General features: G+C 66.5%; 16 protein-coding genes and 1 pseudogene. 7 read left to right on the top strand and 10 right to left on the bottom strand.

Annotated features, from left to right (window positions below):
* Window positions 1-306: 306 nt before the first annotated feature.
* A complete protein-coding gene (locus tag ACOYYX_RS38355) occupies window positions 307-1,653 on the bottom strand; it encodes a polysaccharide biosynthesis/export family protein (RefSeq protein ID WP_422931882.1) in 1,347 nt (448 codons plus the stop codon).
* A gap of 592 nt (window positions 1,654-2,245) precedes the next feature.
* Here ACOYYX_RS38355 and ACOYYX_RS38350 point away from each other — a divergent pair.
* Window positions 2,246-3,463 carry a cation:proton antiporter gene (locus ACOYYX_RS38350; RefSeq protein WP_422931973.1) on the top strand — a complete coding sequence of 406 codons (1,218 nt, stop codon included), beginning with the start codon at window positions 2,246-2,248 and terminating at the stop codon, window positions 3,461-3,463.
* Window positions 3,464-3,490: 27 nt separating this feature from the next.
* On the opposite strand, the gene ACOYYX_RS38345 is transcribed toward ACOYYX_RS38350, so the two are convergent.
* A complete protein-coding gene (locus tag ACOYYX_RS38345) occupies window positions 3,491-4,282 on the bottom strand; it encodes an AraC family transcriptional regulator (protein WP_422931881.1) in 792 nt (263 codons plus the stop codon).
* Between the two features lie 222 nt (window positions 4,283-4,504).
* Between ACOYYX_RS38345 and ACOYYX_RS38340 the strand changes: the two genes are divergently transcribed.
* The 3 genes from ACOYYX_RS38340 to ACOYYX_RS38330 all read left to right on the top strand — a co-directional run bounded on the left by ACOYYX_RS38340 (window position 4,505) and on the right by ACOYYX_RS38330 (window position 8,157).
* Window positions 4,505-6,073 (top strand): FAD-dependent monooxygenase, encoded by a 1,569-nt coding sequence (locus ACOYYX_RS38340; RefSeq protein WP_422931880.1) that lies wholly within the window; start codon window positions 4,505-4,507, stop codon window positions 6,071-6,073.
* Between the two features lie 914 nt (window positions 6,074-6,987).
* Complete coding sequence (locus ACOYYX_RS38335) at window positions 6,988-7,611, top strand: hypothetical protein (protein ID WP_422931879.1); 624 nt, start codon at window positions 6,988-6,990, stop codon at window positions 7,609-7,611.
* Window positions 7,612-7,725: 114 nt separating this feature from the next.
* On the top strand, window positions 7,726-8,157 hold the full coding sequence (locus ACOYYX_RS38330; RefSeq protein ID WP_422931972.1) for a HEAT repeat domain-containing protein: 432 nt from the start codon (window positions 7,726-7,728) through the stop codon (window positions 8,155-8,157).
* Here ACOYYX_RS38330 and ACOYYX_RS38325 read toward each other — a convergent pair.
* Together ACOYYX_RS38325 and ACOYYX_RS38320 are read right to left on the bottom strand one after the other, a co-directional pair.
* Entirely contained in the window at window positions 8,151-9,164 is a 1,014-nt protein-coding gene (locus tag ACOYYX_RS38325) for a DUF1559 domain-containing protein (protein WP_422931878.1), read from the bottom strand. The genes ACOYYX_RS38330 and ACOYYX_RS38325 overlap by 7 nt on opposite strands.
* Window positions 9,165-9,304: 140 nt before the next feature.
* Window positions 9,305-10,867: a replication initiator protein A gene (locus ACOYYX_RS38320; protein WP_422931877.1), complete on the bottom strand. Its 1,563-nt coding sequence runs from the start codon at window positions 10,865-10,867 to the stop codon at window positions 9,305-9,307.
* Between the two features lie 1,075 nt (window positions 10,868-11,942).
* Here ACOYYX_RS38320 and ACOYYX_RS38315 point away from each other — a divergent pair.
* Complete coding sequence (locus ACOYYX_RS38315) at window positions 11,943-13,013, top strand: hypothetical protein (protein WP_422931876.1); 1,071 nt, start codon at window positions 11,943-11,945, stop codon at window positions 13,011-13,013.
* Window positions 13,014-13,206: 193 nt separating this feature from the next.
* Window positions 13,207-14,580, top strand: coding sequence for a HEAT repeat domain-containing protein (locus tag ACOYYX_RS38310; protein ID WP_422931875.1), 1,374 nt, complete (start codon window positions 13,207-13,209; stop codon window positions 14,578-14,580).
* 15 nt (window positions 14,581-14,595) lie between these two features.
* On the opposite strand, the gene ACOYYX_RS38305 is transcribed toward ACOYYX_RS38310, so the two are convergent.
* From ACOYYX_RS38305 to ACOYYX_RS38295, 3 genes and pseudogenes are all read right to left on the bottom strand, one after another.
* Entirely contained in the window at window positions 14,596-15,087 is a 492-nt protein-coding gene (locus ACOYYX_RS38305; RefSeq protein WP_422931874.1) for a hypothetical protein, read from the bottom strand.
* 227 nt (window positions 15,088-15,314) lie between these two features.
* Window positions 15,315-15,722: a TIGR03067 domain-containing protein gene (locus tag ACOYYX_RS38300; protein WP_422931873.1), complete on the bottom strand. Its 408-nt coding sequence runs from the start codon at window positions 15,720-15,722 to the stop codon at window positions 15,315-15,317.
* 241 nt (window positions 15,723-15,963) lie between these two features.
* Window positions 15,964-17,115, bottom strand: a pseudogene (locus ACOYYX_RS38295) (DUF1559 domain-containing protein).
* 254 nt (window positions 17,116-17,369) lie between these two features.
* On the opposite strand from ACOYYX_RS38295, the gene ACOYYX_RS38290 reads away from it, so the two are divergent.
* A protein-coding gene (locus tag ACOYYX_RS38290) for an IS3 family transposase (RefSeq protein ID WP_422926310.1) occupies window positions 17,370-18,492 on the top strand; the annotation gives its coding sequence in 2 pieces (ribosomal slippage) (window positions 17,370-17,650 and window positions 17,649-18,492; 1,125 coding nt in all).
* A 52-nt stretch (window positions 18,493-18,544) separates the two neighbouring features.
* Here the strand turns inward: ACOYYX_RS38290 and ACOYYX_RS38285 are convergent.
* From ACOYYX_RS38285 to ACOYYX_RS38275, 3 genes are all read right to left on the bottom strand, one after another.
* On the bottom strand, window positions 18,545-18,799 hold the full coding sequence (locus ACOYYX_RS38285) for a hypothetical protein (RefSeq protein WP_422931872.1): 255 nt from the start codon (window positions 18,797-18,799) through the stop codon (window positions 18,545-18,547).
* A 390-nt stretch (window positions 18,800-19,189) separates the two neighbouring features.
* Window positions 19,190-20,491: a sensor histidine kinase gene (locus ACOYYX_RS38280; protein WP_422931871.1), complete on the bottom strand. Its 1,302-nt coding sequence runs from the start codon at window positions 20,489-20,491 to the stop codon at window positions 19,190-19,192.
* Window position 20,492: 1 nt separating this feature from the next.
* Entirely contained in the window at window positions 20,493-21,215 is a 723-nt protein-coding gene (locus tag ACOYYX_RS38275; protein WP_422931870.1) for a response regulator transcription factor, read from the bottom strand.
* Window positions 21,216-21,391 lie beyond the last annotated feature (176 nt).

Genomic DNA, 21,391 nt, shown 5'->3' with positions numbered 1-21,391 from the left:
CAAACCGAGCGTACTTCCCCGCAGACGCTTTCGTTCACATTCGCCACAAGTCCTTTAAAACAAGATCTTTAAGCTTCTCATCGCGAGAAATCCGACCGGGGCGTCTTCAGGATCTTCGCGCTTGAACCTGGCGTGAGGTCTCGACATCCATGATCCTGTGGGGGAATCCACGGCGTTTACCCCGGCCCAACTGACCAGGCGCACGAAGCTACGCCGGATACGTGTCCGTGGTCGGTACAACCTCCGATCGCGACTTCGAGGCCGCCCGGCCGTCGGGCCCGGCCGTGCGACCTCGCGTCGGTGGCATCACTTCTCGGCCGGACCCGTCTTCGGTCGCTGGAGTTGCCGCAGCAGGGTCTCTCGATACGTCTTCTCGTCGAAGGAGAAGCCGTCCGGGGCCGCCGCGATCTTAGACCAGAGCTCGACCCATCCTTTGATGAGGGAATCTTGCTGCTCGTGGGTGAGCGGGGCGGGCTGCTCGACGCCCCCTCGGCCCTCCCCCAGCGTGATCCGCAGGCCCCCCGGAGAGAGGGTGATCCCCGGGCCCGACCCGAGGGTCGGCGAGGCCAGCGACCGCCAGAGGTATGTCGTGGTCATCATCTGTTGAATGACCATCTGCTGGGACTTCGCGAGCCGGTCGATCTCGATCGTCGCCCTGTCGAGGGCATTCCGGCCGATCACGATCCGATCCCCGGCGAAGACCTGATAGTTGAGCTGCCGCTCTCCCTTGAGGACGATCGCCTCGTAATCGATCGGATAGGTCTTCGCCGGCTGCCCTGCCACCCCCGGCCTCACCAGCACGAGACTCCGGAGGTCGCTGGTCGGCAGGAAGCCCCCGGCGTGCTGGATGGCGTCGATCACCGTCTCGCGTCCGGTGATCGGTATGCGACCCGGCGAGCCGAAATCACCGAGGACGAAATAGACCTTCGAGTTGTAACTGGCCACATCGACGAGGACCCGGTCCGAATCGGCGGGGTGGACCGTCACGATCTTGTGCGGAGGAGGAGCCTCCTCCTCCGGCTCGACCAGGGCCTCGGGCTGGGCTTCGGCCCGGAGGCCCGCCAGCCTCGCGCGACCCTGGGTGCGGACCCGAACCATCCGGGAGGTCGGCCGGACCGGCAATTTCTCGGCCTCGGCGGGGGGCGGCTCCTCGCCCCCTTTCTCGGCGGGCACCTTTCCCTCCGGCTTGCCCGGCCCCGGCACGTCCATCGACCGATAGAGTCCTAACGTGTTATCTTCCAGATATTCTCTTAAGCGAAGGATGATGGCAACTTTCACCTGCGCAAGCGTCAATCCTCGGACGTGAACCCTTCCATAAAAGCCGAGGTCGATCGTGCCGTCCGGCCGGACCAGGCGCTCTCCGCTGATCGGTCGGCCCGGCAGACCCTCGAGCACCTCGACGATGAGGATATCCGGGGGTTCGACGATGTAGGGTTGGTCGATCAGGGCCCCTTCGTGCGGCGGCGGGTTGTCCGGTATCGGCGTGGGCTTCGACGGCTCGAGGAAGCGTTCGAGCTCCGCCTTGGTGGGGAAGGGGCGAGGGACTGGAATCGGCAGGGGGAACTTGGGAGATTCCGCCCCGTCCATCTGCGCCAGGGCCAGGCCCGGCAGGAAAGAGGCGAGGAAGGCGGCCGTCGCGACGTGCCGAATCATGGGCGAGAGCTCCTTGTAGACTGCGACCAAATCCTCGCGTCGTCGTCCCAGAACACCCCCGGGCGCGCGTTCCTCTGCGACGTCGAAGGGGGGGAGGGATGACCAGGACCTGGCGAGAAAACATGAGCTGAATTCAAGGGTACGGATCGATCCGATCCTTGCCAAGGAAAAACAATTGTTGAGTCCGTTCGAATTTCCGGCGGCCACGAACCGCCCGGAGTCCCCTGACCCGTAGATGAGGCGATCTGGTCAGGGGGGGGCCCGAGCCGGTATCATCGAGGCTCCGACAATCCCTTGGCATCCTCCGGCGATCGCATGCAAACGACAGGCTGCTCTCCCATCACCGAGAACGAGCTCTATCTGAAGCTCTTCATCACCAACGGCGGCGGCTGGTAGGCTCATCGCGGCCCCGGCTCCACCCTCGCCTCGACGCGCCCACTCGCGTTATAAAAATGCAGCCCCGCAAGGGCCATGACTCCTCGTGCGCCCCCGGAAGGCTCCTCGGCCTCGGGGCGGTCGCGACGAGGCTTCAATTCCCAAGGCGATATTCCTTTTCGAAAGACATCGGGAGCGGCCTCGATCCATGGAACATATGAACGTGCCCCAGTTTCTGGGAATCCTCGTGCTGACGCTGGGCGTCGCGAAGCTGTTCGCGGGGCTGGCGAGGCTGACGGGGCAGCCGACGGTGCTGGGCGAGCTGCTGGCCGGGATCGTGCTGGGTAGCTCGGTCCTCGGGGTGATCAAGCCCGAGTCGGAGGTCATCCACCTACTCGCCGAGCTCGGCGTCATCATCCTGCTGTTCGCCATCGGGCTCGAGACCGACCTCGGCAAGCTCATGAAGGTCGGCGGGAATTCGGCGGCCGTGGCGATGGTCGGGGTCATCCTCCCGTTCGCCCTCGGCTATGGGGTTTGCCACCTGCTGGGGTTCGGCGGGCTCACGGCGATCGTGGCGGGGGCCTCGCTCACGGCGACGAGCGTCGGGATCACGGCGAGGGTCCTCTCCGACCTCGGGAGGATGCAGGAGCCGGAGAGCCAGATCATCCTCGGGGCGGCGGTCATCGACGACATCATCGGGCTCATCATCCTGACCGTGGTCTCGGGGCTGACCAAGGGGGAGCAGGTGACCCCCTGGGGCGTGGCCAGGATCACCGGATCCGCGTTCGGGTTCTTGGTCGCGACGCTGGTCGTGGGCTCGCTCGTCCTCCCCCTCGTCGTCAAGCTCGCGGGGCGGATCAAGCTGCCGGCGACCCCGACGATCCTCGCCCTGATGCTCGCGCTGGGGCTGGCCTGGCTGGCCGATCGGGCGGGATCCGCGGTCATCATCGGTGCGTTCGTCGCGGGGGTCTTGCTGGCGAGGACTCCGAAGGCCCTGGACATCGAGCACGGGATCACCGAGCTCGGCAACTTCTTCGTCCCCATCTTCTTCGTGTCGGTGGGCGCGGCGGTCGACGTCCGGGTCTTCAACCCACTCAACCCGGCGAACCACGCGACGCTCATCGTCGGCGGTCTCCTCATCGTCGCGGCGGTGGCCGGCAAGTTCGCGGCGGGGTACGCGGTCCCCTGGTTCAAAGGGAAGAAAGCCGTCATCGGCGTGGGGATGATCCCCCGCGGCGAGGTCGGGCTCATCTTCGCCCAGATGGGCCTGACCAGCGGCGTCTTCGACGCCAAGCTCTTCGGCGCCGTCACCCTGATGGTGCTCGTGACGACCTTCCTCGCGCCGCCGCTGCTCCGGATCCTGTTCTCGCCCGCGGCGGCCCTATCGAACTCCCCCGAGGCCGAGGGCATCGAGGAGCTCGTGGCCGGCGACTGATCGCTGGAGCCGCATATCAGTCGGCCTTCACCCCGGCCGCCCCGCCATGTAGCGGCCGGGGGAGGCGCCCAGGGCCTTGCGGAACATCGTCACGAAGCTGCCGACGCTCTCGTAGCCGAGGTCCCCCGCGACCTGCTGGACCGAGGACCCCTCCGCCATCCTCTGGATCGCGAGGATGATGCCGAGCTGCTGCCGCCAGCGCCCGAAGCTCATGCCCGTCTCGGCGACGACCAGGCGGGCGAACGAGCGCTCGCTCATCGCGTGCCGCCTGGCCCAGCTCGCGAGCGTCCCGCGGTCGGCCGGGCTCTCCACGATGCTCCGGAAGACCTCGCGCAGGCGCCCGTCCTTCGGCATCGGCAGATGCACACGTCCGACTTCGGCGATCGCGATCTCCTCGAGCAGGAGCGACGCCACCCGCGACTCCATCCCCCCCTCGGGCACCTCGGCCGGATAATGCGCGGTGCGGACGAGGAGCTCGCGCAGGAGGGGCGTCGCGGCGATCGTGCAGCAGGAGGTGGGGAGCCCCTTCGCGGCCCCGGGCTCGATGAACGCGTTGTAGCCCTCGACGCTCCCCGCCAGGGTGATCCGGTGCTCGACCCCCGGCGGGATCCAGGCGGCCGACTGCGGCGGCACGATCCAGATGCCCCCCTCCGCCTCGCAGGTCAGGACCCCCGAGACCGCCATCACGCACTGGGCCTTCCGATGGCGATGGAACCCCGTGTCGTAGACGCGCGTGACCATCCTCAGGCCCATCGTCAGGACGTCGCGGCTGACGGCCTCGACGTCCACCCGCCTCTCGGTGCTTTCCAGGATCGGCATGCGCGCCCCCGATGAGAGTGGCCGAATCTGCGAATAAGATGGCCGAATTCCGCATTGTGGTCAAGGGTCCCCCGGCCTTAGAACTGTCCGTAGACGTGAGCCGCCGGACCGTCAGGAGCGGCGACGGCGAAGCTCTCCCTCATATCTACGCCCGTCCCGCCATCCGCGCGGAAGGGCGCGACCGCCAGGGCCCGGGGCGATCCCGAGGGCCGAGAGGATGCCATGCTCTACGACGTGATCATCGCCGGTGCCGGCCCGGTTGGGTTGTTTCTCGCCAGCGAGTTGCGGCTCGCGAAGCTGTCCGTGCTGGTTCTCGAACAATCCGGCGATCCGCACTCGCCCCTGAAGCGGCTTCCGTTCGGCATGCGAGGACTCTGGGGCCCGAGCGTCGAAGCCTTCTACCGCCGCGGGCTCCTGGAGCCGATCTCGTCGCAGTCGCGCGTGGCGGGGGACGGCCCCGGCCAGCCGAGACCCGGATCGATCGCCCCCGGATCGCCGCGACGCGGGTCGGGAGGCCACTTCGCGGGCATCCAGTTCGACCTCAGCCAGGTCGATTCGTCCCGGTGGACATACAGGCTCCCCGGACCCGCCGACACCCCATTGGGGGTCGAGATGGAGCACCAGGAGCGAGTCCTCGCCGACCACGCTCTCTCCCTCGGGGTGGAGATCCGGCGCGGTCGAGGCGTCGATGGCTTTCAGGCTTCAGACGATGAGGTCAACGTCCACTCCGGCGACGAACGCATTCGCACGCGATGGCTCGTGGGTTGCGACGGCGGCCGTAGCACGGTCCGCAAGCTGGGCGGCTTCGAGTTCGCGGGCACCGAGCCGGAGTTCACGGGCTACTCGGTCCGGGTCGACATCGCCGACCCCGAGGTGCTCCCGATGGGTCGCCATCACCGGTTCTTCCCGTTCATCAAAGAAACGGGCGGCATGTACACCCAGTGGGAGCCCGGGGCGATCGCGATCGCCGACTTCGACGGCGGCGCGTTCCATCGCTCGGGGCCGATCACGCTCGAACACGTCCAGTCGGTCCTTCGGCGTGTCTCCGGGACGGACGTGACTCTCACGGCGTTGCACCTCGCCTCGACGTGGACCGACCGCGCGATGCAAGCGACGACCTACCGCAAGGGTCGGGTCCTCCTCGCCGGCGACGCCGCGCACATCCATTCGCCGCTGGGCGGGCAGGGGCTGAACCTCGGATTCGGCGACGCGATGAACCTCGGCTGGAAGCTCGCCGCGACGATCCGCGGCGAGGCCCCCGAAGGCCTGCTCGACACGTACACCGCCGAGCGGCACCCGGTCGGGTCTCGGGTCCTCGAGTGGTCGCGGGCCCAGGTCACCTTGATGCGTCCGAACCGCCAGACCCGCGCCCTCGAGGCCATCGTCCGCGACCTGATCGCCACGCGCGACGGCGCGACCTACTTCGCCGGGCGCGTCTGGGGGATCACCCTCCGCTATGACCTCGGAGACGCCCATCCCCTCGTCGGCCGCAGCGCCCCGGACTTCGAGCTGGACGACGGCACGAGGCTCGGCACGCTCCTCCGCGAAGGCCGGGGGGTGCTCCTGGACTTCGACGCTCATCCCTCGCTCCGATCCCTCGACGGCCTCTGGGGCGACCGCGTCCGCTACGTCGCCGGAGACGCCCGCGATCGCCTCGGCCTGAGCGCCCTCCTCGTACGTCCCGACGGCTTCGTCGCCTGGGCCAGCGACACCACCCCCGACCCCGAGGGCCTCACCCGCGCCGCATCGAGGTGGTTCGCGAGCCATGAACCTCGCTTGATATCTCGATGAACCCCGCCATGATCCTGAAGGGCGTGTCCCCGAGCCTCCCCTCACGGTAAGATTGTAACGGCAGGCCGGTCGAGCGGAGTAAGAAGGAGGACCTGACCTGCTCCTCGCAGGCCTGGACTTGCGACAGGAGGTAAGGAGTCGAATCCCCGGCGGAGACCCGGGTCCGTCTGCGAACTCCCCGGCTGATTCTCGGGCCCTGAAATCATCAGGAGCCAACCCATAAGCCTTGGCCGATCCTACGATAACTGGGTGGCCGCGATTGGAACAATCGGGGTCGCGCAGCGACGAGAGGCCCATTGCAATAAGCCGCGGCCCGCGCGAGAGCCCGTCACCGATTCTTCTCGGCCGACTCAAAGCCCACCCGCAACTTCCACCGCTCGCGATTCAAGTCTGGGTGGCCGCGATTGGAACAATCGGGGTCGCGCAGCGACGAGAGGCCAACCGCAATTGGCCCCGGCCATACACGTAGGCCCTCCCTGCATTTCCGGGTTTTGACCATGCCGGCAAGGACGCAGGGGGAGGCGGTCGGGCCCTCGCCGGTCCCCTGGGGGCGCGAGAAGCCCAAGGTGTTGGCAGACGGCCCCTGCCTTGGCCTCGGGGATCGGCTCGAAACCTCCTGTCGCTTCGCGACCCCGGTTGTTCCAACCGCGGCCACCTTAAAATATGAAGACGCGATGCAAAAGAGGAAGCCACCGGGGCTGTGCGAGTCCTCATGAAAAATCATATGTACAATATTGCATAATTACATTATTTATCATACAATCAGGTCAATCCAAAAATAATACGATCTCCGGATATATGATCGATGACGACAGGTAGGTTTGCAACCGAGTGACCTCGGCCTGACGAATGGGAGGCCATCCGGCGGGAGTTCGCCGGTTCGGGCCGAATCCGATGTTACGAGGGACGGAACCGTGACAGCGAAGCATGGGCTCGGCATCATCATCGCAACGGGCGCGGGCTTCGGGGCGGCCGGTGGACTGCTCGGTCTGGCCCTCGGGCTGGGCGCACCGGGATATTACCGCGGCGTCTTCGGCCGCGGCGACGGCCCAGGCTTCGGCCCCTGGCGCGTCGGCGTCGGCCTGGGGCTGAGCCAGGGCCTCATCTGCGGCCTGGTCGTCGGCTCGGCCGCCGTGATCGCGGAGGCGTTCTGGAGTCGGCATCGGGTGACGCTCGAGGTGTCGGAACGCCCCGAGGGACCGGCCAGGCACCGACCGTCGCGGGTCTGGCTCGTGTTCGGCCTGCTGGCGATGCTCGCATTGGGAGGGGCCATTGGCTGCGCGGTCGGGGCCATCCTCGGGCAATTGCAGATCTACCGTCTCATCGCCGATGGCAAGCGCGACAAGATCCAGCCCATCCTCCGCGACCCGCGGTTCGCCACCCTCCGAATCGGCGACACTTTAACCGAACAACTTTGCCTCAAGGGCCAGCTCCGCAACAGGGCGGCGTACAAGGCCCTGGAGGAGAAGTTGCGATTCCTGTTCGGCGACGACGAGGCGAAGTTCATGATGTCCTGCGTCGAGGTCGCCGGCGAATGACGGGGTTCCGACGTGGATTCCGATCCATGTTTGGAGCCTTGATAAAGGCACATGATCGAACAGGGAGGTTCCGGGATCCGATGGCCCCGCGTTAGGTTCAGGACGCGATCGGTGATGATCGCGGCGGCGGTTTGCGCCCTGCTGTTCTGGCTCGCACCGATCGGCCGGCAGTACTGGTGGACCTGGACGGTGGTCCGCGACGTCAGGCGAGGGCAGGGCCTGAGATACTCGGCCGAGGGGTACGCACAGGCCGGCCCGTCGGCGATGCGGGCTCTGCTCGAGACCTTGCGGGACGGCACGGCCGTGACCCGCAAGGATGCGGCCATGGTCCTGGGCACGCTCGACCTCGCGAAAGCCGCCTTGCGCGACCCGGATCCCGACGTGCGGCTCGATGCCATGATCAGCCTCGGCCAGATCGGCCCCGGAGCCGCCGAGGCCGTCGAGCCGCTGATGCAGACGGTCCGACAGGAATCGGATCCCCGGGTGCTCCCGACCGCCATCACGTCCCCGATCGGCAGGATCGGGGACGGCCGCGAGTGTCAGTAGGCGTCGGGGCGGAGGACCTCGCCGCTGCGGATCGAGTGGAGGCCGAGCCAGGCTTGCGGGGTGATCGAGGATTTGAGGAAGCGGGCGGAGCCGTCGCCGAGGAGGGCGTTGATGCCGCCGGGGTGACGGCTCCTCGAGCCGTTGTACCAGGCGCTCGAGGCGATGTCGGCGCCGGCCGAGCAGGGGAGGTCGCGGCCCGGCTCGTCCACGCAGAGGTCGCCCATCATGAGGACATCCCCCTTGCCGGGCTGGCCGAGGAGGTCGGTCGCGGCATTGGGGAGGAATCGGCTCATATAAGTATTCGCGCCGGGGAGGAAGAACCAGGGGAGGCCCCGGACGTCGCCGCCGCTCCCTTGCAGGATCTCGGCGACGAAGACGGTGTTGCTCAGGCCGTCGGCGATCGACGCGAACGTGAGGTTCTCGACGACGCCGAAGGGGGAGAGGCGGTAGGCCCCGTCGGGGGCCCCGGCGACGTCGGCCTGGCTCCAGGTCGTGTTGCCCCAGTTCGCCGCGTAGTTGCCCCGGGTCAGCGGGACGCCGGCGATGGGCGGGCCCGGGTAGCCCGCGAACTGGCAGGTCAGCGAGCGGTCGGAGGGGCACTGGTAGACGCCCAGCTTCGTCGCCATCGCGGTCGAGTTGGCCGAGAAGCCGGGCAGGTGGAGCGCCATCGGGCCGAACGAGCCGAGGTCGAAGTTGAACGCGTTGGCGAGCACCTGCTGCTCGAAGTCGGCGGCCAGCATGACCGTCCAGGGGGTCATCTGCTGGCCGCTGATGCTCGAGACGGGCCGGGGCCTGCTGTCGTGGATGCAGCCGGGGACGATCGTGTTGAACCGGGTGTGGTACCCGTGCAAGGCGATACCGATCTGCCGGAGCTGCGCGATGCACTGGGTCCGGCGTGCGGCCTCGCGGGCCGACTGCACGGCGGGCAGCAGGAGCGCGACCAGCAGGCCGATGATCGCGACGACGACGAGCAGCTCGATCAGCGTGAAACCGCGACGACCCCGCATCGGAATCCCTCCCTGTTGTTGACGCCCCGCCCCGCACTCCTTCGCGGCGCCGACCCGGCCTTCGCCGAATCGGTTCCACTCTAGTGGATGCCGCCTTCCCGTCAACCCCGGGATCCGATCCGAGGGGCGACGGGTCGGGGTCAGGCGTCGGGGGCGTCGTCGGGGAAGAGGGTCTTCTGCGACGGGCGGGCGGCGTCGAGGCGCTCTTCCAGGGCGGTCAGGCAGAGGGGCTCGAGCATCGCCTTCCAGCGCTGGAGGCCGGGGTTGGCCGCCTTCACCGACTCCTGGATCGAGGTGCGCTCCGACTCCGAGAGGGCTCGCCAGGCGTTGCGGAGCTCGTCCTCGCGGAGCTGCACGCGGCGGGACTCGTCGCGGCGACGCCGGCGCGAGGCCTCCGTCGCGGGGTCGACCGTCGCGGCGGCCGGGGAGGTTTCGAGGACGGCCGCAGGCGCCTGGGCGGCGGGCGAGGGGTAGTCGCCGGGGGCCTGGTAGTCGTCGCGGATCGAGGCGACGAGGTAGCCGGCCGGGTTCTTGCCGACGCGTTTGTCTCCGCCGGAGAGGAGCCAGTCGTAGACGGCGACCTTGGCCTCGATCCGGTCGACCGGATACGACTCGACGAGCTCGGCGGCGGCCTTCGAGGTCACGCCGCGGGCCTTCAGGGCCTCGAGGATCGGGCTGAATTCGGGGGCGAGGGCGGGCGATGGGGCGCGACCGCGGGGGCCCCGGGCGAGGGTGATCCGCCAGTTGCCCCGGCTCACGAAGGAGTAGCGCTCCTCGGGGGGCATCGGCTCGAGGAAGCCGTGCCCCTCCAGCTCCTCGAGCGCGGGCTTGAGCCGGCGCTTCAGCTCGGTCGGGGCGTAGGATCGGCTCATGCCGATATGTTCGCAGGCGAGGATTTTCAGGTCGAAGTCGAGGCGGTCGCGGCGGTAGAACCGCTTGTCGAGGAACCGGAAGAGGCGCTTGGTGGTCGGCAGGCGGAGGCGGAGGTAGAACTCGAGGTCGAGCTGCTTCAGGTTCCCGCTCTGGAAGCTCTGGAAGATGACCTCGTTCCAGCGGAAGCTCGAGAGGGGCTGAGGTCGCTTCTCGTCGGGTCTCGCCGGGGTCTTGCCCCCCTTGGAAGACCTGCGCCGCTCGCGGTCGTAGAGGGTGACGTTGTCGAGGACGTGGAAGTTCTCGTCGACCCAGCTCTTGGCGGCGTTGTCCCACCAGGCGTTCTCATACATGAGGACGACGCCGACCCAGCGGTGCAGGGCCTCCTCGATCCGGCGGTAGCTCTGCCCGCTCTGGGGCCAGCCGAGCAGCTCGATCAGCTCGTAGCGCGAGAACTGGACCTTGGCGTCGGCGAAGTTGCTCCGGCGCTTCGTGAGCTGGATCAGGCCGACGAGGACCTCGTCGTCGAGCGAGGTGGGCAGGCCGTGCTTGTGCGTCCCCATGATCGTCAGGCGGCGGACGATCGGCGTGTTGTCCCGGCGCTCGAGCCTGTCCTCGAAGACGAGCGTCGTCTGCCCGTCCGGCACCCGGTCCGTCAGCGCGGCGATGGGGAACTCGGCCAGGTTCAGCTCGTCCTTCCACCCGGAGTCGGCCGCATGCCCCTGGGAGTCGAGGAGCTCCGGAACCGTCGAGCCCTCGTCGGTCCCGGGGGGCTCCCAGCCGTCCATGCCCTGGGCGCGCGGAGTCGGATGTCGTTCCGGGTGGCTTCGCATGGGTGTGTCATCCGGGTGCAAAACGAAGAGGGCAACATCAGGACAAGGATTCGGCGCCCTTTGATGATGTCTTCGCTTCGTCTCTACAAAAGTCTAAGAACAAATTCTCCGCCTCGCAACTCTTTCACGAACCTGAACTTACGGAACCCAACTATGTCCGGTTAATCGGCATCGCTATGTCCCGATTATCGCGGTTGGAGGGCCGAAGTATGTCCGGTTTATCGCGCGAAGTATGTCCCAGACATCGTGAGTGACGGCTCAAACCATGTCCGGGCGATCGTAGTGTACAAATTGGATCTATGTTCCGTCCATCGGTAACTCGCGCAGGAGCCGGGTGGCCCAATCCGGCCAACTGACCTCGAAGTATGTCCGGTTCATCGTGCCATTTGGCCTCCGGCAGGGCCTTTTCGCGGCCGGATCGGTCGGCTTGATGCTCTTCTAAGTCATTTTCTTGCATGGAGATAGGAAAATCGCATGGTGGAGCTTCGGGAGCATGTCCGGTTGATCGGTACGTCCTTCCGCCGGACGAACCGGGGACGCCGCTCTCGGGCCGAAGTATGTCCGGATCATCGGTAATCGAGCCCGATTTCAGGTGGCCAGGGTGGGCCAACCTCGAAACTATGTCCGGTTCATCGGTATCCCCGCGATTTCCCGGCCCTGACGCCCCCTCCACGGGCCGAAACCGTCGGCCGGATGCCTCGAAATCACTACCGGATCCCTCGGGTGGAGGTGGATCCTCTGGGCCAGGTCGCAGGTCAGGAGAACTCCTGGAACGAATAGTTTACGTTGGTGTCTTGCGTAACGAGGCAAGGCGAAGCTCGGGAAGCATCGCTTGTGGCGTATGTCGTGGAAGTTCGTTCTTCTACGCTTGACTCGGGGGCCGAGGGCGTCGACTCTGGGCGAAGGGCGGGCGTGCCCGGCTCGCGAAGGGCCCGGGCGATCGGAATCCGGTGAGGAAATCGGCCTCTTTCCAGGAAAGTCGGTCCGCTCCGTCCGGGAATCCTGATTTCACTCTCGACCCGAGAGCGAGAGACGATCGGGACTTGACATCCTCGAACGAACCGAAAGGGGCCGCATGATGTTCTCGAGCTTGACGAGGTGGGCGACGACGGCGACGACGCGAAGGCAGATGAAGCCCAGGACGAGGCTGCGGGCGGGGCTTGAAGACCTGGAGAGGAGGGAATGCCTCAGCACCACGGTGAGCCTCGCGGGGGGCACCTTGAACATCGTCGGCGACGACGCGGCGAACAACGTCGCCGTCTATTTCCGCGACTCGGTCAACGACATCCGCGTGCAGGTGGACGGCGTCGACCATCACTTCAGCTCGCTCCAGGTCCAGAACCTCAACGTCGACCTCAAGGGGGGCGATGACGGGCTCTACATGCAGCTCGGGGCCGACTCCGACACCTCCGCGGCGATGTTCGACCCCAAGAACATGAACATCAAGCTCGGCGACGGCAACGACGCGGCCCAGATCTGGTTCGGGGGCCTCAGCTTCCCCGGCCGTGCGATCGCGACGAACCTGAATATCAGCCTGGACGCCGGCCTCGGCGACGACGACGTGACGGCGAACTTCCCCGAGGTCCAGTCGGGGACCCTCAACTACGCCGCGACGCTCGGCGACGGCAACGACCGCGGCTTCGCCGGCCTCTGGGGCAGCGTCGGGACCGGCGCCACCGCCAGGCTCGCGCTCTCGGGCGACGCCGGCGACGACATCCTCAACACCTACGAGACCTACAACGGCGGTTATGACAACGTGAATATCTCAGAGGGGGCTCTGCTCGACGTCAACGTGCAAGGGGGGCCCGGCAACGACCAGCTCAACATGACTTACGGCGGCAACGTCCGTGGCAAGCTGCAGATCCGGCAGGACGGCGGCGACGGCAACGACAGCATCAAGGGGGACATCCACCTCCAGGGGCTCAACACCGGCGCGGTCGACGCCGTCTTCCTCGGCGGCAACGGTCGAGACGGCCTCCGGATGGAAATGTACGGGTCGTCGCGGCTCTTCCGCGGCCTGATCGACGGCGGCGGCGGGTTCGACAGGGCCACCGGCGTGGGCAACGTGACGATCATCAACGCCAACGAGCTCATCGTCACCGATCCCAATGGCGATGTCCTCTCCGCGATCAAGAAGCTCGCCTGAGCCCAGCGAGGCACGACCCGGTGCATGAATGCCGCGCCGGGTCAACGTCCTCGAGATATGATGAGGACAGCGACGTCAGCTCGCGAGTTCCGGTTGAGCCTGGGGACGCGAGCCGATACGATGCGACGATCCCCGATGCTCGGACTGATCTGCGAGGGCCGGGCCTCGGACAATGATCGAGGGAGCGACTCCCATGTTGGAAGGACTCGACGACGTCCCCTGGGCGGATCTCGAGCATGGTTACGGCGCCGCCGACGACGTGCCCGACTTCCTGCGCCAGTTGCTCGACCCCGACCCGACGACCAGGGCCGAGGCCTTCGAAGCCCTCCACGTCAGGGTCTTCCACCAGGGGACGCGCTACCAGGCCACGCCCTATGTGGTGCCGTTCCTGCTCGAGATGTGCTCGGACCCCTCGAGCCCCGACCGCGGCACCCTCCTTGGCTTCTGGGGGAGCCTGATCACCGGCTATTTCAGCATCCAGGAGCGCCCATTCTGGGGTGACGGCGAACGCCTCCACGCCACGGATCACATCCTCGAGATGCAGCAGCCGGAGGATCATACGATCGCCCTCCACCGGATCTATCGCGAGTCGCTCGCCGGGCACGGCCTCGCGTGCGACCTCCTCGACGACGACGAGCCGAACGTGCGTGCGAACGCCGCCTGGCTCCTCGCCTGCCTGCCGACGATGGCCGAGGCCTCCATACCCGGGCTCGAGGCCCGCCTGAACGTCGAGCCCTCGGGGGCGGTCCGGGCCGCGATCGCCTTCGCGCTGGGGGAGCTGGGGGCGGCCGACGCCCTGCGACGGATCCTCGACGAGGACGAGGCCGCGGAGGCCCGCTGCGTGGCCGCCTGCGAGCTCGCCAGGATCGGGCCGACGGCCTCGCTGATCGACCCGCTGCTGGAGTTCCTCGCCGAGCCGATCGACGGATACGAGAGCATCCCCGGCGTCGGCGGCAAGTCGACGGGGGACGCGGCGTTCGCCATCTCGCTCCTGCCGGGCGAGGCCCGCCGCTGGGCGATCCCGGCGATCTGCGACCGGCTCGACCAGGCCCGCTCGTTCGACACGATGCCGCTCGTGCAGGCCTTGCTGGCGACGGCCTTCACACCGAGGGACGAAGCGCTCACCGAGTTGACCGCCCTCCAGCGCGAGGTCCTCGTCCGGATGGTCAACACCGAGGAGCTCTGGATGATCGGGAACCTGACGTGGGCCTTCCGGGCCTACGGGCTCCCGCATCGCCGCGAGGCCTGCGCCCGGCTCGTCGGCATCAAGGTCGCGAACGACCCCGCGCTGGCCGAGCTGCGCACGGCCCTGGCCTACGCCGAGATCGGGTTCCTGGGCAAGGCCCGCGAGGGTATCGACCGGGCCCTCGAGGCCGACCCCATCGTCTTCGAGCGCAGCCCCTCGCCCGACGAATGTTGGCTCCTCTGCGCCAAGGCCTTCGCCGAGACGGATCCCGAGCGGGCCCTCGAGGCCTACCGCCTGGCGATCTCCATCAACCCCGCCGTCGCCCACCACATCCACCGCACCTGGCGGCTCGCCGACCTCCTCGACGCCGAGGAATCGTGACGACCCATCGGCTCGTCAGTCGCGTTTCGAATTCCTCGGGATGACGTCCCAACCCCGGCCGTGGTTCACGATCGGGGAATAGGTGCCATCGAATCCATGCAGGGAGACGAATCCGAAGACATCATAAATGCCTTGATCGATCCTGACGATGAAGGAGAGGTAGGCGGCCTCGACGTCGGGCGACTCCCCGCCGGGCGTCACCTTGAGCGACTCGATCCGATCCCTGCCGAGGGTGAGTGTCAGGGGCGGGATCGAATTCGGCTGCGCGGCTTCGGCCTCGTCCTTGGGTAACTCGATGGTCTGGCCGTCGAGGAATTGATAGGCCCCCTCGGTGGTCATCCAGGGCTTCGGCGCCTTCGCCGGGACTGTGCGTCGCAGGCCGTTGACGACGCGCCAGCCCACCAGGCTCGACAGCACGAGCATCAGGAGCAGGAGCCGTCGCCGCTGCTGGATCCTCCCCCTTCGAGGCCGCGGCTCGATCGAAGTTTTGTCGGAAGGTATGTTCATAAAACTGATCGAATCGATATCCTGCATCGGATCGGCCGGACTTTTCATGGTGGGCTCGCCGGGCGAGTCCTGAGCCCGTCGACCCGTATAATCATCCCAGGTGGACCGACGTCGCGACCGAGGAACATGCCCGACCCCGCATTGTGGTCGATCGGGCGCCCCGAAGTTGTTCATTCGATGTCGGTCCTCGATTCGGATTCCAGGTTTGAGATTACATCCCCGAGGGGCTACGAGCGAGGCATCTCCCGCTCGTAAAGGGAGATGGTGGACGTTGTTTCGGAGAAGGACGTCGGCCGCTCCTGGCCGGGAGGGGAGAAGCTGGATCTCATGATGTCGCCGTCCAGCTCATAGATGCCTTTGAGGTGCCCTGCCTCGGGGTGGAAGAGGTCGATCTGCTTGGGCGTCTTCGTCGGATCCACCGTGAAGTTGCTGGCGGTCCCCGACTTATCCCCGCGAAAACCCCTGGCCGTGGTGCCCTTGACCGATAGCTTGAAATTGCGATCTGTCCGCTTCGTCACCTTCGTTCCGGGTCGACCATCGGCCGTGGAGACCAGGACCCACGTGCCCGCCATATCCTTCAGGTCATCCGAGGGACCGTCGCCGATCACCAGCAGAGTCATCAAGAGAGTCAGCATGTGCGCCTCCGTCGCCAGAAGATGGGTAACCCTCTTCAAATCAGCGGCAAATCGAGACAATGCGTTCCACCAACCGATGGATTCTGGACGTCAGAGGAGAGGTTTATCTTTACCAATGCAGCAAGCGGGTTCGAATATTCCTAGCGAGTGCTTCTACGTCCGAGCCCTGCGAAAGCCCCGCTCGCCAACGCACGGTTTTTCATCATGAAATAGGCCGACGCCGGCCAGTCGTTGAAGGCGATCACGGCTCGAACGCCTGGGCGGGGAAGGGAGCCTGGCGCAGGTTCGGCGGGAGCGACGCGCCGGCGGGGGTCAGTATCCTGGCGTAGACATCGCCGTCGATGGTGTTGGTGATGAACCGGACCGTGCCGTCGCAGAAGGCATAATTGGCCCCCGCGCCCGACCAGAACAGGGAATTGCGGGGGGGGTGATGGGCGTTCGAGAATGGGTAAGAGCCTTCGAATCGGAGTTTCTCGCCTCCGCCGACATTTTCAAGGGTGTCGTTGCGGTTCGCCATCTTCCAGCCGATGCCGGGCGAACCATCGGACCGGGGCGCGAGCTGACCGGCGAGGCAATCGACGGTCCCCCTGGCCGATCGGCAGACCTCATCGGAGCCGAAGATCATCGCGAAGTTGGGGAGCGGGCAGGCCCAGTTCGTCGGCTGATGGCCCGAGTAGGGGCTCTCGCCCGCCGAATAACCAGTGAGCCGGTTCTCGGCCACGAGTATGGTTGAGTTCGCGCCGTCGCTGATGTCGGCGGCGGACGTCCGGATATCCCAGGGCTGGCCCCCGGAGTGAGTCCCCAGGAACATCACGCCGAGCTTCTTGCCCACCGCCTGCGACGCTTGCCAGCCGTCGCCTTTGGGCGCCCAGTTCAGCCGTGTGCCGTTGGAGGACATGCCGTCGATCTCACTTCCCTCCCAGGCGACGGGCAGGGCCGGCCATCGCGCGAAGCCTCCGTTGACGGCGTAGCTCAGGTTCCCCTTCCCGTTGACCGCCGTGTTGTCGTCGGGGCATCGGAGAATGCCGATGGACGTGTCCCCGAGCGTGGCATTGCCCGGCGAAGACCCGGATAATCCCTCCGATAAGTAGCCGGCCTGGAAATTCCAATCATTGTACAATTCCTGATCATCAATATAAGGAAGGATGTCGACGACCCAACTTCGCAGGAGCACACGGGGATCCTTGATGGCCCCATGAGGATCGACGAAGGCCTTGCGGATCTACGAACGCTCGGGATCTCCCCCATGCACCGCGGGGTCATCAAAGAATGTCCCGGCGTTGGGAAAAGCCCCCTTCGCGTTCGCGAACCCCATGAGCCCCAGGGCAATCTGCCGTATATTGTTCTGACACCACGACCTACGACCCCCGGTGCACCTGACCGGATTGAACATTTGCGAAAGCGGCAAGCTGAGCAGGACGGCGACGACGAAGACAGCCACCATCAGATCTCGCAGCTTGAATACCCGGCGACGGTCCTCGTTCATGCTCGGCCGACTCCGTGGAGCGTGACTGTCAAACACGCGAAACCCGACCTTCCTCGAACGCCCGCCACTCCATGCTGGACGGATGGCCTCGAAGAGTATGGTGGACCCCGAAAACTGGACCATCTGTTAAGCTACTCAGACGGGTCTGAGGAGGAGGACGGATGGCGAGGAAGCGGCAAGTCCACACGGCGGCGTTCAAGGCTCAAGTCGCCCTGGCGGCCCTCAAGGGAGACCGCACGATCAACGAGTTGGCCGGCCACTATGGCGTCCATCCCACATCGATCCATGGCTGGAAGAAGCAGCTCATCAGCAGTGCCGAGGAGGTCTTCGGGAGTCCGGCCAAGGCGGCCTCGGCTGACGCCGAGGCACGCCAGGCCGAACTCTTCGAACAGATCGGGCGCCTCAAGATGGAACTCGAGTGGCTGAAAAAAGTCGCCCCATTCAGTTGAGGACCGAAGGCCCTTGATCGAGCCGGATCATCCCCGGTTGAGCGTGCGCCGCCAGTGCGAGTTGCTGGGGCTGAGCCGATCGAGCCTCTACTACCGACCTGCGGGTGAGTCGCCCGAGGACCTGCGCCTGATGCGGTTGATCGACGAGCAATATACGGCATGCCCGTTCTACGGCAGCCGCAAGATGACCGCCTGGCTGGAACAACGAGGTGAGGAGGTCAATCGGAAGCGAGTACAGCGCCTGATGCGGAAGATGGGCCTGGAAGCGATCTATGCCAAGCCCAGGCTGAGTCAGGCCGGGAGAGGCCATAAGATCTACCCTTATCTCTTGCGAGGTGTCAAAGCCCGGCGAGCGGACCACGTGTGGAGCACGGACATCACTTATGTGCCGATGAGTGGAGGGTTCATGTACCTGGCGGCGGTGATCGACTGGTACAGCCGGTACGTGATCGGCTGGCGGCTGTCGAACACGCTGGACGGCTCCTTCTGCCTGGAGATGTTGGAAGATGCCTTGAGGTCGGGGAAGCCCGAGGTGTTCAACACGGACCAAGGGGTCCAGTTCACGGCCGAGGCGTTCACCGGGAGGCTTGAGGCGGCCGGGATAGCCGTGAGCATGGATGGACGCGGCAGGGCATTGGATAACGTGTTCGTCGAACGGCTCTGGAGGACCGTGAAATACGAAGATATTTACATCCAAGGCTACGAGACGGTGCCGGAGCTGCAGCGAGGGTTGAGGCGATACTTCGGCTTCTATAACGAGGATCGGCTCCACGAATCCCTGGGGTACCGGACTCCAGGGACGGTCTACCGAGCGGACAGAGCCACGACGGCCTGATTGGACAGTAGCGAAGGATCGCCGTTTTTTGGTCTAGACAATGGGGTCCACCTCAGAGGCAACGGGCCAGCACCCTCCCGACTCCCTCCATCATGCCGCCCAACCCGGCGATGAGCATGGTCCCGCCGATTCGCCCGAGGCTCGGGATAGTCACGGCCACCGCGATCGGGCCGAGTGCGACGAGTTGCCCATAGCCAGGAGAGACGACGATCAGCCTGAACCAGACGGGAAGCGGCCGAGTCGTCGAGCGGAACGTACGGATTTCGCATGGCGACGCTCCGGGAGCCGGGATCGTCGAATCCGTCATGTGTCCTCCCCACAGATTCATCGTACCCGATCCTTCCGTTTCGTCAAAGCCGGTGGTTTCGACGCCGACTGATCTTTCCACTCCATGCCCTGACCTCACCGGAATAGGTCCGTCACCCTCGCCTCCTGGTGAAACCGCACCCTCTTAGCTCTGCGTTCCTTCGACGCTGCCGGCCACTTCCTGCAATTTGGCCAGCAACTCCTCAGGCATTGACCACGCAGTGTCGAATCCGCTGAAGGGAGGATTCCCGGTTCCGGGACGGAGGATGCTCCTGCACTTCCAGCGGATCGTGACTTCGTAGATCCGTGCGGTGAATGGAAGAACCGGAGGCCGAACGGCGGGATGTGGCAAGTCGGCATGCCCGGGGCAAGGCACTCCATTTCGCGCGGATCAGGAGCAGGGCAGGCGGGTCTCGACGGCCAGGCCGGGGGCGGCGTTGTGGGCGGTGATGGTGCCGTTGTGGAGGGCGATGGCGCGGCGGGCGATCGCGAGGCCCAGGCCGACGCCGCCGCTCTCGCGACTGCGGTCCCCCTCGACGCGGAAGAACGGCTGGAAGATCGCGGAGAGCGACTCCGAGGGGACGCCGGGGCCGTGGTCGCGGATCAATACGAGAGCACCGTTCGAATCGGAGGCGAGATTGACATCGACCGAGGTGCCGACGGGGGCATGTCGGATGGCGTTCCTGAGGATATTTTCAAAAGCCCGGCGCAATAGCTCGGGATCTCCCTGGATCGGGCTGGCACGGCCGAGGGCAAGAGCAAGGCGGCAGCCCCGGGCCTCGGCCTCGATGGCGCAGTCGTCGACGAGGGTGCCGAGCAGGTCCGCGAGGGGGACGCCGGCCAGGATGCGGGCGGTGGGGTCGGCCTCGGCTCGGGCGAGGTGGATCAGCTCGTTGACGAGGTCGGAGAGGCGCGTCACGTCGCGACGGATCCGGGCGAGCAGGGGGCCGCGATCCTCGCGCTTGATCGCCAGGTCGATGGCCACGTCGAGCCTCGCGAGCGGCGAACGCAACTCGTGCGAGACGTCCTGCAGGAGCCGACGCTCGGCCACGAGCAGCGTCTCGACCCGCTCCGCGAGGAGGTCGAACTCGCGCGAGACCTGGCCGATCTCGTCGCGACGCCTCGACCCGACCCGAGCCCGCAAGTCGCCCCGACCGAAGCGGTCCATCGTCCTTCGCAGCCTCCGCAAAGGCAGCGACAGGTAGAGGGCCAGGCCGGTCCCCATCGCCGCGATGATCCCCACGACCGCCGCGATGAACGGCAAGGGGCTCGGATGATCGAACCAGCGCTCGACCAGCCAGATGAACCGGCCGTGGCCGTTCTTCGGGCGGATCACCGTGATGAATCGCCCTTTGCGTCCTATGGAAATATCAAAATGACCTCGCCCTTCCGCCCGCAGGAACGACGAGCGGTCGGTGCCGTCGAGCAGGTCTCGCCCCTCGTCGTCGACGAAGTGCCGCTCGCCGGGGAGGTTGCGGTCGAGCCGATGGAGGTAGGCCGCGAGCCCCTCGGCGCCGTCCGCCTCGTAGGTCCGCGAGGCCTCCTCCGCGAGCATGGCCATGAGGCTCCGGGTCGGGTCGGTGCCGCGCATCCTCGGGAGGTCGAGGGCCTTCCAGGTCGCCCAGATCCCGGCCACGCAAAGCACGATCGTCGCGACCGCCCAGAGGATGATGGCGAAGAGGGTCGTCCGCATCTCAGCCGGCCTCCCCCTTGCCGTCGGCGAGCCTGAAGAGGTAGCCGACGCTCCGCACCGTGCCGATGGCATCGCCGCTCTCGCCCAGCTTCTTCCGGAGGTTGTAGATGTGCGTGTCGATGGCCCGATCGAACGGGCTCGCGCGCCGCCGGAAGAGGGCGATGCTCAGCTCGTCGCGCGGCACGATCCGGCCCGCGGCCCGGGCGAGGTACTCGAGGATGTCATACTCGAGCGACGTCAAGGCGACGTGCGTCCCATCCACGAAGGCCTCGCGGGCCCCCGGCACGAGGCGGAACCGGCCGACCTCCAGGGCGTTCGACCCTTCATTCCCTCGCCTCGAGCGACGCAGGACCGCCCGGATCCTCGCGAGCAAGACCTCCGTGCCGAACGGCTTGGGCAGATAGTCGTCGGCGCCGGCGTCGAGGCCGGTGACCTGGTCGGCGGAGGCGGTCCTGGCCGTGAGCATGATGACGGGGACCTGGCTCTGGCGGCGGACCAGGCGGAGCAGTTCGAAGCCGTCGAGCCCCGGCAGCATCACGTCGAGGAGCAGGAGGTCGTGATCCCCCGAGAGGCCCCGCGCCAGCCCTTTGCGGCCGTCGTGGGCCAGCTCGACCTCGATGCCGCGCTCGCCGAGCGCGTCCTGCAAGAGCTCGCCCAGCTCGATGTCGTCGTCGACCATCAGGGCCGACGTCCGCTCGTCTCCGGCGCTCGGTCCGCGTCCCATCGGCGTGCCCTCGGCTAGGCCCGGCTCCCGCGAGGCCCTGACCCCGGCAGCCTGCATCCTCTATACTATCGCCGCCGGACGCCCGCGCGTCTGCCCGGCTCCGCCCCGAATCGGGCCCGACTTGAGAAAACTTGACGCGGCGAGCCTCGACGATCGGGTATGAAGAGAGGCCTCAA

Source organism: Singulisphaera chitinilytica (assembly GCF_049331405.1).
Taxonomy (GTDB): domain Bacteria; phylum Planctomycetota; class Planctomycetia; order Isosphaerales; family Isosphaeraceae; genus PoT.
Note: the sequence above shows the minus strand (reverse complement) of the source record. Positions and strands in the feature narration are given on the sequence as shown.

Coding starts and splice junctions, on each gene's coding strand:
- ACOYYX_RS38355 (WP_422931882.1), bottom strand. CDS start 1,653: ATGATTCGGCACGTCGCGACGGCCGCCTTCCTCGCCTCTTTCCTGCCG.
- ACOYYX_RS38350 (WP_422931973.1), top strand. CDS start 2,246: ATGAACGTGCCCCAGTTTCTGGGAATCCTCGTGCTGACGCTGGGCGTC.
- ACOYYX_RS38345 (WP_422931881.1), bottom strand. CDS start 4,282: ATGCCGATCCTGGAAAGCACCGAGAGGCGGGTGGACGTCGAGGCCGTC.
- ACOYYX_RS38340 (WP_422931880.1), top strand. CDS start 4,505: ATGCTCTACGACGTGATCATCGCCGGTGCCGGCCCGGTTGGGTTGTTT.
- ACOYYX_RS38330 (WP_422931972.1), top strand. CDS start 7,726: ATGATCGCGGCGGCGGTTTGCGCCCTGCTGTTCTGGCTCGCACCGATC.
- ACOYYX_RS38325 (WP_422931878.1), bottom strand. CDS start 9,164: ATGCGGGGTCGTCGCGGTTTCACGCTGATCGAGCTGCTCGTCGTCGTC.
- ACOYYX_RS38320 (WP_422931877.1), bottom strand. CDS start 10,867: ATGCGAAGCCACCCGGAACGACATCCGACTCCGCGCGCCCAGGGCATG.
- ACOYYX_RS38315 (WP_422931876.1), top strand. CDS start 11,943: ATGATGTTCTCGAGCTTGACGAGGTGGGCGACGACGGCGACGACGCGA.
- ACOYYX_RS38310 (WP_422931875.1), top strand. CDS start 13,207: ATGTTGGAAGGACTCGACGACGTCCCCTGGGCGGATCTCGAGCATGGT.
- ACOYYX_RS38305 (WP_422931874.1), bottom strand. CDS start 15,087: ATGAACATACCTTCCGACAAAACTTCGATCGAGCCGCGGCCTCGAAGG.
- ACOYYX_RS38300 (WP_422931873.1), bottom strand. CDS start 15,722: ATGCTGACTCTCTTGATGACTCTGCTGGTGATCGGCGACGGTCCCTCG.
- ACOYYX_RS38285 (WP_422931872.1), bottom strand. CDS start 18,799: ATGACGGATTCGACGATCCCGGCTCCCGGAGCGTCGCCATGCGAAATC.
- ACOYYX_RS38280 (WP_422931871.1), bottom strand. CDS start 20,491: ATGCGGACGACCCTCTTCGCCATCATCCTCTGGGCGGTCGCGACGATC.
- ACOYYX_RS38275 (WP_422931870.1), bottom strand. CDS start 21,215: ATGGGACGCGGACCGAGCGCCGGAGACGAGCGGACGTCGGCCCTGATG.